Here is a 13089-nt window from a genome sequence, read left to right on the forward strand (position 1 = left end):
GGGAGGGTTATTCTTGGAGCAGATCAAAGTAGGCATTATCGGCTGCGGGAAAATCAGCAGCATTTATATGGAAAACTGCAAAAAATTCGATGTGCTGGATTTGGTAGCTTGCGCAGACATCGATAAGGAGCGTGCCGCAGAAAAAGCAGCCGAATTCGGCATACCCAGAGTGTATTCCCCTGAAGAGCTGCTCGCGGATCCCGAAATTCAAATCGTGATCAACCTGACGATCCCGGCTGCGCACGCGTCGGTCTGCCTGCAGGCTCTTGAGGCTGGCAAGCATGTATACGTTGAAAAGCCGCTGGCCGTCACACGTGAAGATGGGCAGAAGGTGCTCCAGCTCGCCAAAGAAAAAGGCCTGCGCGTGGGCTGCGCGCCCGAAACGTTCTACGGCGCCGGAATTCAGACCTGTCTCAAAGTGATCCAGGATGGGCTGATCGGCCGTCCTGTCGCTGCCACGGCATTTATGCTCGGCGGCGGACACGAGACCTGGCATCCGGATCCCGAATTTTATTATCAGGCCGGCGGAGGACCGATGTTCGACATGGGGCCGTACTACCTGACCGCACTCGTGCAGCTGCTCGGTCCGATCAAGACCATCACGGGTATGACCGGCAAGGCGCTGGAAGAAAGAACGATCACCAGTTCCAAAAAATACGGTCAAAAAATACCGGTGGAAATCCCTACCCACGTCGCCGGGCTGATCCAGTTCGCCGAAGGTGCGATTGGAACGATCATCACCAGCTTTGACGTATTCGGCGGCAGCAATCTGCCAAACATCGAAATTTACGGCACAAAGGGAACGCTGCGCGTACCCGATCCGAACAACTTTGGCGGCAAAGTGCAGTACCGGATTGCCGGCGAAGCCGAGTGGAAGGAACAGCCGCTGCTGTTCGGCTACGCGGAGAATACCCGCGGCATCGCCGCAGCCGACATGGCTTACGCGCTGCAGAGCGGTCGTCCTCACCGGGCTTCCGGAGAGCTGGCGTACCATGTGCTGGAAGCGATGTGGGCGTTCCATGATGCTTCGGATGAGAAAAAGCATTACGAGATGCAAAGCACCTGCACGCCTCCTGCACCGATGCCTACCGGCCTTGCACCTTATACATTGGATCAATAATGAAACAGGCATGAATCATAAAGCCTCCCGTCAGCAGCCTGGACTGCTGGGGAGGCTTGTTTGGTTTATACCATGATCAATGGATAAGCTTGCTTTCCTTAGCCTTCTTGACGAGGCCAGCGGCAAGCTGGTTGATGATCCCTTTCAGCGCAAGACCAATCACGAGTGTGATTAAGACATACACGCACATGATGAGCAGATCGCTGCGGACGACACTCCAGATCATGCCTCCCACCGCTTCGCGCATCATGCTGATGCCGTAGGTGAACGGAAGGAACGGGTGAATCGCCCGGAAGAACGGGGGAGTCGTCTGGATCGGAAAGGTTCCGCCCGATCCGGCCAGCTGCAGCACCAGCAGAACGATGGCAAGCGCCTTGCCGACATTGCCGAACACGGAAACGAGCGTGTAGACGATCAGCATAAAGACAGCACTGTTGACCAATCCGAATAAGATGAACCAGCCTTTGTCCACCACATAGGTTCCCAAGAGGAAGATATCGCCTGCCGTGACGAGGACCGATTGCAGCAGCGCCAGCGTCAGGAAGGTCAGGAACCGGCCGAAATAAATCTGGACGCTGTTATAATCCGTTCCGGCTGCAGGCGAATGCACTTCCGTCGTCACCAGGGATACGAGCAGCGTCGCTCCGACCCAGAGCGCCAGCGTTGAGAAGAAGGGGGACATGGCGGATCCGTAATTCGGTATCGGAAACAGCTGATTCTCCTTCAGCACGACAGGCTCGGCGAAAAACTGTCCTTCCTGCTGGAAATTGTTTTTCAGCAGGTCGATGACTTCCTGCAAGTTTCCCTCCGATTCGAATTTGCGCATCCGGTCCGCCAGCTCCTTGACCTTGGCTTCCACGCCCGGAAGCTCCTTCTGGATGACGGAAATGCCCTGTGTGCCGATCGCCAATCCCTTGGAAGCGTCGGACAGCACCTTCTTGACGTCCGGCAGGCTCTGTACCGCAGAATCCATCACCTTCTTCGCTTCTGCTGCGGACTTGACCGCCTTCTGCAGCCCACTTGCAATCGCCGGCTGAATTTCGCTGTCATACCGTCCGAGGATGTCCCCTAATAGATCGGATACGTCGCCGGAGATGGTGTTCAGCTTATTCACCAGATCCATGGCCGGTTTCTCGCCTTTCTTTACCCCGCTGCGGATTTGATTGACAAGCGTCAGCTGAGACTGCATTTTGTCCCGGACCTGCTTCAGCTTGGAGCTGACAAAATCCAGTCGGCTGCCTGCGGTCTGGTTCAGCCGGTCGAACCAGCTGATCAGCGCTTCCTGCACTTCCAGGCCGGTGGTTAACCTGGAGGATATCCGGTCCAGCGCATCAAGCGCAGTCTGCGGATCGACGTCGGGATCCTTCAGCAGCGCGGTCAGCTGCTCTGTAGCCATGGAAGTCTGCTGCAGAAGCAGCAGATCCTGCTTTACGTTCGGCGCGATATCCTTGGCAGCCGTGGAAGCCTTGCCCATAAAATCGTCCAGACCAGCCGCCAACTGCTGCCCGTTCTTGGCCAGGTCGGTCACGATGGGCAGCGCCCCTTGAGCTTTGGATACCAGCTCGTTGGTCGTATGGATGTCCTGCGCCGCCGTGTTTACGGCTTGGTTGATTTCCGGGAAATTTTTCTCCAGCTCAAACACCAGCGAGCGGACCTTCTCAATGGTCGGCAGCTGATTCTGCAGCTCGATGCCAAGCTCGTTGAAAATTTTAAAAATCGTGCCGTTGGCGGTTTTGACGAAATTTTTGCTGACTTCCTGGATGATGCCGCTGGCTCCGGAAGACGTAATCTTCGGGGATACCGCATTGATCTTTTCGTTCACATAATACAAAATTTCGGCGTGGGTGGGGTTGTCCGACAGCACCGTGGCAATCGAGGCCGAAAAATTGTCCGGGATGATGATGCTCGCATAGTAATCCCCGTGCCGGACGCCTCGCATGGCGTCCGCCTCGGAGACGAACCTCCAGCCCAGCTTATGATTGTCCTTCAGCGAGGCGACGACCTCCTTGCCGAGATTCAGCGACTGTCCCTTCATCGTCGTCCCTTTGTCGTTGTTCGCGACGGCAATCGCAATATCGCCGGTATTGCCGTAGGGATCCCAGGATGCCTTGATGTTGAACCAGGCGTACAGGGAAGGAAGCATAACAAGACCGGCGATGATGACGAGCGCGGCCCAGTTCGTGGCAATGTTTTTCACATCTCTGCCATAGATAGACAAGATTTTACTCATGAGAACACCTGCCTCAATCATACCATTTTGGTTAGTATTTCATTTGAGGAAGGGCGTCATACCGAAGAACCTGAATCCCGCCTTACCAGCCCATTCGTTCTTTGAGGGTCGTGATGTGCGCAAGATGGTGGTTGCCATGCCAAGCATAAGTGCATAGATGCTCGTTCAAATTGGTTTCTCCGTTCGCGGGATGGGTGTAAGTTCTGAGCCACTGGTCACCGTTCAAGCTTTCCAGGACAAGCACAAAACGGACATGCAGCGCCTCCAGCAGGTCCAGGGAAAGCTCCGGATCAGGCAGCGCGGAATCTGCAAGTTCAGCCCATAATTGCTCCTCATAAGGTTTTATCACCGGATTATCCTCGGTTAAAGCAAGTTTAAGCCGAATCAGGCTGTTCATGTGGCTGTCTCCGACATGGTGCACGACTTGACGGACGGTCCAGCCGCCCGGCCGATAAGGCGTGTCCAGCTGCTCCTTGGATAATCCGCTGACAGCTTGACGCAGCTTCGAAGGCAGGCTGCGGATTTCGCCGATCAATGCTGTCTGCTCATCCTCGTTCAGATCTTTCTTCGTATCACAAAGCCCGATAGGATATTTCAAATCATCGATCATAACTAATTCCTCCGTTTGCTCAGTAATATGTATACGGGAAACCGTTGTATTCCAATATGATATAAGCCAGTTTCCCTTGTAACCTTTTCGCTAAGGACTCCTGTCGTTCCTTCAAGCCGGCTTTATGTATGCGCGGAAGTGATCTCGCTGAATTTGATCCACAGCCATTCGTCTTCAGCTCTGAACTTGATCTCTTCCAGATAGGTGTTAATCACGGTGACGAAGCCCCGGATTTCTTGTTCGGGTCCGGCACCGGCAAGGTGCAGGGTTACTTTCAGGTGACGGCGGAGGGATTCCTCCAGCAAGCGGCTGGTCTGTGTCCAAGCAGCCTCTTTCATGGTAGAATTGAAACTCGCCGACGGTTCACAGGATCGGTTGATCATCATTTCACCTCATTTATTAAAAGAGCTATGCATTGTATTATAGGCGAATATATGTTCGGATTCAACCGCGATTGTTCAGAAAAATAAAGCAGCTTGGAGGAAAGCATATGGAGACAAGCCAAATGATTATGGAAGCAAGGGAATACGTGAAGGATCGTTTAAAGTCTGAGCCGTCCGGCCACGACTGGTGGCATATTTACCGGGTGGCGGAGTGGGCGAAGAGGCTGGCGGAGCAGGAAGGGGCCGACCCGGTCGTCTGCGAGCTGGCGGCCCTTTTTCATGACCTGGCCGACGAGAAAATCGTGTCTTCGAAAGAGGAGGGCATGGCAGCTATTTCCTCTTGGCTCACGGACCATGGAGCGGATGCCGCGCTCGTGGATCATGTACAGGAGATCATCGGGACAATGTCTTATGGCGGCGGAGGCGGCAGGCCCATGTCGACTTTGGAGGGGCGGGTCGTGCAGGACGCAGACCGTCTGGACGCCATCGGAGCGATCGGTATTGCCCGCACGTTTGCCTTTGGCGGATCACGGGGAAGACTCATGTATGATCCCGCCGAGCCGCCGCGGACTAGCATGACCCAGGAGGAATACCGCAGCCGGCAGGGGACGACGGTGAACCATTTTTACGAGAAGCTGCTGAAGCTGAAAGATCTGATGAATACGCCGGCGGCCCAGCGGGAGGCTGCTTCCCGCCACGCCTTTATGGAGCAGTTTCTTGCGCAATTCCAACGTGAATGGCCTGGGGAGGAAGCGCCAAAAAAGGGGCGCGTGTAAACGCCCCTCAAGGAATGTTGTACTCTACCAGCTCCGATACGGTAACGAAGCGATATCCGCGCTTCTGCAGTTCAGGCAGGATTTGTTTTAACGCGTCGACGGTTTGGGACTTGCCCTCCACGTGGTCGTGCATCAGGACGATGTCGCCGTTGCGCGCGTTGTTCAGCACCTTGTTCACGATCTTGGCGACGCCCGGCCGGTTCCAGTCCCAGGTGTCCTGATGCCAGGACCACATGACGACGAGATAACCCTCCTTCTTGCAAATTTGGATCATACGGTCGTTATAATATCCTCCGGGAGGGCGAAACAGGTAGGTTTTTTTACCGGTAACCTGGTATATGGCTTCCTGGGTTTCCCGCAGCTCCCGCACGATGACCTCCGGTGAGCTCCGGCGGTTAAAATACATATGGTCGAAGGTGTGGTTGGCAAGCTCATGGCCTTCGGCCACCTGCCGCTTGGCGAGCTCCGGGTGCTCCTGAACCTGTTTGCCGACGACAAAAAACGTTGCCTTTGCGTGATACTGCTTCAGCAGGTCGAGAATCTGCGGCGTATCCTCTGGATCCGGCCCGTCATCGAAGGTCAGTGCTATAATCTTTTCCCGGTTCGGAATCTCCCAGATGACGTCTCCCCTTTGTTCATAGTACTCTCTGCCTTGGTTTACGGGAGAAGCCCCCGCCGCCGGAGCAGCCGTCACCGAAATCGTCAAAAGCAGCATTGATAGCGTTGCATAAAGCCTTGTGCGCATAAGGTCCTCCCGGTTGTTCGTTGTCGATGCTTCCATCCAAACGTCCAAACAAAGACAAGTTCGCTTCGTAGTATGTGACACGAACCGTTCTAACATACGCCGGGCGGGCCGTGATACAATAGAGACAAAGTCTGAATATGCCGGGAGTGCCCGGGGAAGGTGCGGATCAAGGCATGTCCTATAAACAAATCAAGTGGATGATATTGATTATTCCTACACTGGCTGTAGGGATATGGGAATATGCGAGGCATGCGTTTCTGATGCCTTATATATCGATGAAGGTGGGTAATTTTCTTACGCCGGTGTTTCTGTTCTTTATCAGCATGACCCTGCTTAGCATGCTGTTCCGGAGGCTGGAACAGGTGCAGGAGGAGCTGAACCGGGAGCGGGCGGAAAAAGCAGCCCTGGAAGAACGGGATCTGCTTGCCAGGGAACTGCATGACGGCATCGCGCAGTCCCTGTTTCTGCTGTCGGTCAAGATGGACCGGGCGGAGGCGCGCGGCCGGGGAGCCCGGGAATCGGCGGACTTCCAGGAGCTGCGCAAGTCGGTTCATGAAGTGAACCGGTACGTGCGGCAGGCGATCGCCAATCTTCGCTATCCGGAATCGCCGGAGGAGCGGGAATATCAGGCTTCGATGCGTTCAAGGATCGAACATACAGCCAAGGAAACGCTGATCCAGCCCTGGATCGAATGGTCCATTCCGGATGCGGCTTTGAGCGCCAAGGAAAAAGTAGAGCTTCTGGCCTGCATCCGGGAAGCGCTGCTGAACATTCACAAGCATGCCCATGCCACCAAGGTGACGATCAAAGGCACGCTGGACGGCCGGGGCTGGACGGTTTTCGTCGATGACAACGGGCGGGGGATTCATACGGATCCGTTTCATTTGAAGGACCGGTACGGCCTTCGGATCATGAAGGAGCGCGCCGAGGAGCTTGGCTGGAAAATGCTGATTCTGCCGATGCAGCGGGGCAGCCGGGTGGAGATCAGAAAGGAGGCCCATAACCATTGAATACGTTCAGAGTGCTGGTTGCCGATGACTCCGCTCATGCGCGCGAAGCGGTGACCGAAATCCTGTCGGCTGACCCGGCGTTTGAAGTGGTCGGCATGGCCCACAGCGGCGAGGAAGCCGTAAGTATGACCGAGTTATTGATGCCCGACCTGATCCTGATGGACATCCAAATGCAGGGCATTGGCGGGTTGGAGGCGACAAGGCAGATCAAGCTGCAGTATCCTTACGTCAAAATCGTTATGATTACGGTGTCGGACGATGTGACGCATTTGTTCGAGGCGTTAAAGCAGGGAGCGCAGGGCTATCTGCTCAAAAATTTATCCCCGTCGACATGGCTTGAGTATTTACGGGGGATCATGAGCGACGAAGCGCCGCTCAGCCGGGAACTTGCCACGCAAATTTTAAGGGAATTTCCGCTTGCCCCCAAGAGCCCGGAGCATCATGAGACGTTGACCGCGCGGGAGCGCGAAATTTTAAATTGGGTGGCTTCGGGGCTTACCAACAAGGAAATTGCCGCCGAGCTCAAGATTTCTGACCAGACGGTTAAAAACCACCTGAAAAACATACTGCAGAAGCTTCATTTGGAGAACCGGGTTCAGCTGACGCGTTATGCCTTGGAGAAAGGCTTAGTAAGCCGGCGGCAGGGCTTGTTCCAGAAATTGAAAAAAGAGTAGTTGGCGTTTTTGAGCAGCGCAGGGTGTAAACCCTGCGTTTTTTTGTGCTTGCATGGAGACCGACTTGGATGAAATTACCCTGACTTGGAAAGTATAAGCATCATAAATGGACAAGGTGGAGACCCGGATGGTTGGCAAAAAGAAATCCCGCAATGCTTCAACACAACAGCAGCCTTCAAACCGGGCTGGGAAGAACGGCTCACCGTATCAGGAATCCGTGGGGACGGATCCGGCAGAGCTGCACCCGGACAGGCTGTACCGCGATTTGAAAAGTAATCTGGACCGGCTAAACAAGGACATGGGTGGCAGCAATGACCTGGTCATCCGCAAAATTGTTGCCCGGAATTTAGGCCGGAAAGTCGCCTTTGTATATATCGACGGGCTCGTCGACACGTCATCGGTTTCAGAATTTGCGATCGAAACCGTCTTGAATGAAATCAAGCAGTTCGCATCGGAAGCAGAGCTTAACGAGGCGTGGGAACTGGAACAGGACGTCAAGGAAGGAATAGAAGGCGAAGACCCGGAAAAGGGCAAGTTCAGTGAAGATATCAATGAGGATGAGCCGGGTGCAGCGCCGGAAAAGGACGAGAGATTTTTGCGTCTGTTCAAGGAAAAGGCGCTGGCCGTCGGCGAAATTTACGAAATCTCCGAGTGGAGTAAGCTGTATATTCATCTGATGTCCGGAGATACGATTCTTTTTATTGACCGGATTGGCATTGCGGTTATCGCCAGCACCAAAGGGGGGGAACGGCGGAGCGTCAGCGAACCGGAGTCCCAGACGGTCATCCGCGGCCCGCGGGAAGGCTTTACGGAATCGATTCGCACCAACACGGCGCTGCTCAGAAGGAAGATCAAAAGTCCGAATCTGTGGCTGGAAGAAATGCAGCTGGGAAGAGTCACGCAGACCGACGTAGGCATCATGTATATTCACGGCATCGTGGACGAAAAAAATGTGGATGAGGTCCGGAAGCGTCTCTCGGTCATTGATATCGACGGTGTCCTGGAGTCAGGGTATATTGAGGAGCTCATCGAAAATACGAACAAGACGATTTTTCCTACCATCTATCACAGTGAACGTCCTGACGTGATCGCCGCCAGCCTTCTGGAAGGCCGCATTGCTATCTTGGTGGATGGAACCCCATTTGTGCTGCTCCTTCCGACTACCTTCAACATGTTTTTCCAGGCCTCTGAGGATTACTACAACCGGTTTGATGTCGGCAGTTTGATCCGGGTCCTGCGCTTTTCCTCGTTCCTTATTGGCCTGCTGCTTCCTTCTTTTTACGTGGCGATCATCGGATTTCACCAGGAAATGATTCCGACCTCTTGGCTGCTGAAGCTGGCGGTGCAGCGGGAGGGAGTTCCTTTTCCCGCCTTTGTCGAGGCCTTTATCATGGAAACGGTATTTGAAATTTTGCGGGAAGCTGGCGTGCGGATGCCCCGGTCGGTCGGGAACACCATTTCGATCGTGGGAGGCCTCGTTTTAGGGCAGGCTGCGGTCGAAGCGGGGATCGTATCCCCCGTCGTCGTCATCGTCGTGTCGCTGACGGCTATTGCGAGTTTCGTGTCCCCGGCCTATAACATCGGAATTGCCGCACGGATGCTCCGTTTTATTATGCTGATCGCGGCATCGCTATTCGGCATTTACGGGATTGCCTGTACGCTGCTTATGATGGTACTGCATTTGTGCAGCCTAAAGTCCCTAAACGTGCCTTATATGACACCCTATTCGCCGATTATTCTTTCTGAGCTGAAGGATTCAATGATCCGGGCGCCTCAGGATCATATGAAGAAACGGCCAAAGCTGATCAGCAGAAATGATACGGTCCGGTTCCGGGAAGGCACGATGGGCAATCAACAGGCGGACAGGGACGAGAATGAGCCGCATCAAACGCAGGATCCGAACGAAGTGTAACCGGATGTCATGCGAGATTCCAAAAACGGTATTCGAGATTCTGTCATGAAGGGAGAGAGCGATGATATGTTTCAACGAATCTGTCATATCACTTTATGTCTGATGCTCTTGCTGCCCCTGTCAGGCTGCTGGGATATCAAGTTTTTGGACCAGCTCTCCATCGTTTTGGGCATGGGGCTGGACGTAGATCCGGACAATCCGGATAACATTCTCGTGTCTCTGCAGGTTGTGGTGCCCAGCCAGGCTTCGGAGAGCAGTCCGGGCGGCGGAGGGGGAACCAGCGGAATTCCGGTGACGAAATATATCGGAAGGGGCAGGACTATACTGGACGCATTGCAGAATATGGACAATGTCGCGCCGCGCCGCTTTTACTTCGCCCACAACCAAATGATGATTATTGGTGAGGATTTGGCGAAGAAAGGGGTTGATGGCTTATTCGATTTAATTGACCGGGACCCGGAGATCCGGATCGATTTTTCTTTGCTTGTCGCGAAACACGGAACAGCGGCCCAAGTATTGGAAACCTTGACCAATATGGAAAAATTACCGGTCAAGCAGATGTACAAAACGCTAGAAAGCTACAACAAGCGGGCGAGCGCAGCCTATCCCGTTAGTATGAAGGATTTTATTCTTAAATTGAATAACCCCGGGGAAATGGCCGTTACCGGGAGCGTTGAATTCATCGGTGATTCGGAAAAGGCGGGAACTAAAGAAAATGTCGAGAAGATTTCGCCTGACGGCTATTTGCGGATCGGAAATATGGCCGTGTTCAAAAATGGGAAGCTAACGGGTTATTTAAACCAATTCGATTCCAAGGGGCTTGCCATCATCAAAAATAAAGTGCAGCGGCTTGTCGTGCCGATTCCCGTTGAGGACGGAAAGGTGCATGTTGTGGTCCTGCACAGTAAGGCTTCGGTCAAAGCCCGGTTCAGCCGTGGAAAGCCGGAAGTCGTTGTTCGGATCAAACAAAGGGCGAGCGTGTTTGACGTGGACAGCCGCAAAATCAGGGTAGACAAAAAGGAAACGATCAGCTGGCTGGAAAAAGAAGCCGAGCAGCAGGTCAACAAGATGGTGAACGACACCATTTCGACCCTTCAGCATGAACTGGACAGCGATGCGCTGGGTTACGGGAACCTGGTATATAAGGCCAGTCCTTCATACTGGAAAGCTCATAAGAAAGAATGGGAAACGCTTTTCCCTGAAATCCGGACGGTTGTAAGTAGCGACGTGGAGATCTATTCGACGGGAGTACGCAATCAATCCTATCTGCAAAATATGAAGTGAGGTGTTTTTCGTGGGTCCCGATTATATCATCACTGCAGTAATCTTTGTGGCTGTGATCCTGAATTTTATTGCGCTCCGCCGGCAGGCGTCCAAAAAGGATCTATGGAGTTCGACGACAATCTTGCTGTTTGGAGGGTTTCTGTATATGCTGCTGATCACGGACATCCCCCTGCCGTCTTTCGTGATCGTGATGGGCCATATTTTCGGACCTCTCGCCAAGCCAGTCATGAATTGGGTGACGGAGGGCAGGGTGATCCATGGATAAGGGTAAAATTTCGGCTCAACAGTTTGCTTTGATCATGTATTTGTATATTATCGGCACGGCCGCGCTCGTTCAGCCGCATACGCTTGTGTCCATTGCTGGACAAGACGCCTGGTTCAGCGTCATCATCGTCGGAATCATTCAGCTTGGTCTCATCACGCTCTATATGAAACTCGGCTTTCGGTATCCGCAGCAGACGATTATCCAGTACGGCCGCTTACTGACGGGAAAGTGGTTCGGATCAGCTATTGCCGTTGTATACATGTTCTATTTTTTGATTTTGACCGCATATGTGTTGCGGAACATCGGTAATTTTATCGGCTCGGTTGTGCTTCCTCAAACGCCATTGGTTGTTAATATGGTGGTGATCTTGATCCCTGCGATTTACGGCTGCTTTTTAGGAATTGAAGTTATTGGAAGAACAGGGGAAATTTTGTTTCCGTGGGCGATGTCCGTTTTTATTATTACAGCGCTGCTCTTGATCCCTAAAATGCATCCTGGAGAGTTGTTTCCGATGTTTCCCGAAGGGATAATGCCATCGATTAAGGCAGGTTACCCACTGGTGGGGTTTCCCTCGCTAGAAATTGCTATCTGTCTCATGCTGATCCCGTTTGTACAAAACCAGCAAAAAATAAAAAAATATTTTTATATCACCAGCGTGGGTACCCTGATTTCAGGTACACTGCTCAGCTTGATCACGATCATGGTGCTTGGCGTGGACCTGACGGCCCGATCCCCTTATGCAGTCTATGACGTGGCACGTGAGATCCGGATTGAGCGGGTGATGGAACGGGCAGAGGTCATTGTGGGGATTATTTGGCTGATTACATCGTTCATGAAGCTCCTGATCTGCTTCTATATCACCGTGATTGCAACCGTGCAGTGCTTTAACGTGATTAGCTACAAGAACTTGGTGATTCCCTTTTCCTTTTTGCTGCTGCCGTTGTCCCTTTGGGTTCTTCGCAACACGGCGGAGCTGGAATGGTCCGGAATTGTTTACCCGATGATGGCGGTGTTCCCGGGATTCGTTATACCGGCAGTGCTGCTGATCGTTGGGAATTTCCGCAGTCGGAATAAGCAAGGTTCGCAGGCACAGACACAACCGCCTTCGCAGCCGCAGTCAGAGGCGCATTTACAACCACGACCACAGCCTGAGTAACATTCCAGAATAAGAGCATATCGACCAGGATACAAAATTGAATAGATTGGCTATTGACGTATCGCTGTATCTTGTTTTAATATAGGCACATAAGTGAATACTTGAAATTGGCGTGTTACCTTAACATTGGGCATGAGCCAAGAATCGATTCCTGCGAGGAGTCTATTCTTGGCTTTTTTTGTTGGTCTTTTGGGGAGGAGTGTGTGGCATGGGAAGGGAGCTCCCAACGTTTTGAAATCGCTTCCGTTTCAAAGGTTGTGTTCTAGGCAGCTTCCAACCGCAAGCATATAACAGGTTCCCACATAGTTCATCCGTTCCTGGACATAATGGAAAAGATCCTTTTTTCATAGCCCGGATGATGACAACCGATCGGAGATTCACGCAGATTTCGTCAAGGAGGAATGTTCATGTTTTCAAAATGGAAATCCAAAAAACAGCAAACGTTAGAGATTACGTCCCCGCTTACAGGTACGGCTGTACCGCTTGATCAGGTTCCGGATGAAGCTTTTGCAGGCGGACATATGGGCAAAGGGCTCGCCATTGAGCCTGCCGACGGCAAGCTGATCGCTCCGTTTGACGGCGTCGTGGCTCACGTAATCAAGTCCAAGCATGCGGTCATTGTAGAGCATGAGAACGGCCTGCAGTTCCTGTTTCATATCGGCATTAACACCGTAGGGCTGAAAGGCAGCGGATTTACAAGCCATGTCAACACGGGAGACAAGGTGAAGGCTGGACAAACGCTGATCGAATTCGACATCGAGGCGATTCGCGCGGCAGGTCTTCCGACCGTAACGCCGGTCATTATCACGAACAGCGAAGACAAAGTGGAGCAGATGGAAACGAAGCTGGGGGCCGTAACCGCCGGACAGACCGAAATCCTGAGCGTTACGCTTAAATCCTAAAAGCTACTTTCGACGAGAAAGG

General features: G+C 52.9%; 13 protein-coding genes. 9 read left to right on the forward strand and 4 right to left on the reverse strand.

What is annotated here, in order from left to right; genetic code table 11:
* The first annotated feature begins 13 nt into the window (after positions 1-13).
* Positions 14-1120, forward strand: coding sequence for a Gfo/Idh/MocA family protein (locus tag ABID47_RS14470; RefSeq protein ID WP_076167738.1), 1107 nt, complete (start codon positions 14-16; stop codon positions 1118-1120).
* A 76-nt stretch (positions 1121-1196) separates the two neighbouring features.
* Here ABID47_RS14470 and ABID47_RS14475 read toward each other — a convergent pair whose 3' ends face one another.
* The 3 genes from ABID47_RS14475 to ABID47_RS14485 form a co-directional block, all read right to left on the reverse strand.
* Positions 1197-3350: a YhgE/Pip domain-containing protein gene (locus ABID47_RS14475; protein ID WP_354497636.1), complete on the reverse strand. Its 2154-nt coding sequence runs from the start codon at positions 3348-3350 to the stop codon at positions 1197-1199.
* 82 nt (positions 3351-3432) lie between these two features.
* Positions 3433-3957, reverse strand: coding sequence for a YfiT family bacillithiol transferase (locus ABID47_RS14480; RefSeq protein ID WP_354498751.1), 525 nt, complete (start codon positions 3955-3957; stop codon positions 3433-3435).
* Positions 3958-4082: 125 nt separating this feature from the next.
* A complete protein-coding gene (locus tag ABID47_RS14485; RefSeq protein WP_354497638.1) occupies positions 4083-4346 on the reverse strand; it encodes a YolD-like family protein in 264 nt (87 codons plus the stop codon).
* A 104-nt stretch (positions 4347-4450) separates the two neighbouring features.
* Between ABID47_RS14485 and ABID47_RS14490 the strand changes: the two genes are divergently transcribed.
* Entirely contained in the window at positions 4451-5119 is a 669-nt protein-coding gene (locus ABID47_RS14490; protein ID WP_354497640.1) for an HD domain-containing protein, read from the forward strand.
* Positions 5120-5126: 7 nt separating this feature from the next.
* On the opposite strand, the gene ABID47_RS14495 is transcribed toward ABID47_RS14490, so the two are convergent.
* The gene (locus ABID47_RS14495; RefSeq protein ID WP_089546638.1) at positions 5127-5864 is read right to left on the reverse strand and encodes a polysaccharide deacetylase family protein; all 738 of its coding nucleotides are present in this window, start codon (positions 5862-5864) and stop codon (positions 5127-5129) included.
* Positions 5865-6037: 173 nt separating this feature from the next.
* Between ABID47_RS14495 and ABID47_RS14500 the strand changes: the two genes are divergently transcribed.
* The 7 genes from ABID47_RS14500 to ABID47_RS14530 all read left to right on the forward strand — a co-directional run bounded on the left by ABID47_RS14500 (position 6038) and on the right by ABID47_RS14530 (position 13067).
* The gene (locus ABID47_RS14500) at positions 6038-6874 is read left to right on the forward strand and encodes a sensor histidine kinase (RefSeq protein ID WP_354497642.1); all 837 of its coding nucleotides are present in this window, start codon (positions 6038-6040) and stop codon (positions 6872-6874) included.
* Entirely contained in the window at positions 6871-7548 is a 678-nt protein-coding gene (locus ABID47_RS14505) for a response regulator (RefSeq protein WP_116231118.1), read from the forward strand. Before ABID47_RS14500 ends, ABID47_RS14505 begins: the two co-directional genes overlap by 4 nt.
* 127 nt (positions 7549-7675) lie before the next feature.
* Entirely contained in the window at positions 7676-9460 is a 1785-nt protein-coding gene (locus tag ABID47_RS14510; RefSeq protein WP_354497645.1) for a spore germination protein, read from the forward strand.
* 66 nt (positions 9461-9526) lie between these two features.
* Positions 9527-10744: a Ger(x)C family spore germination protein gene (locus tag ABID47_RS14515; protein WP_354497647.1), complete on the forward strand. Its 1218-nt coding sequence runs from the start codon at positions 9527-9529 to the stop codon at positions 10742-10744.
* 10 nt (positions 10745-10754) lie between these two features.
* Positions 10755-11009, forward strand: coding sequence for a hypothetical protein (locus ABID47_RS14520; protein WP_354497649.1), 255 nt, complete (start codon positions 10755-10757; stop codon positions 11007-11009).
* Positions 11002-12165 carry a GerAB/ArcD/ProY family transporter gene (locus ABID47_RS14525; protein ID WP_354497651.1) on the forward strand — a complete coding sequence of 388 codons (1164 nt, stop codon included), beginning with the start codon at positions 11002-11004 and terminating at the stop codon, positions 12163-12165. The genes ABID47_RS14520 and ABID47_RS14525 overlap by 8 nt, the downstream gene beginning before the upstream one ends.
* Before the next feature lie 407 nt (positions 12166-12572).
* Positions 12573-13067: a PTS sugar transporter subunit IIA gene (locus tag ABID47_RS14530; RefSeq protein ID WP_145134720.1), complete on the forward strand. Its 495-nt coding sequence runs from the start codon at positions 12573-12575 to the stop codon at positions 13065-13067.
* Positions 13068-13089 lie beyond the last annotated feature (22 nt).

Source organism: Paenibacillus favisporus, assembly GCF_040545415.1.
In the GTDB taxonomy this organism is placed as follows: Bacteria; Bacillota; Bacilli; order Paenibacillales; family Paenibacillaceae; genus Paenibacillus_AQ; species Paenibacillus_AQ favisporus.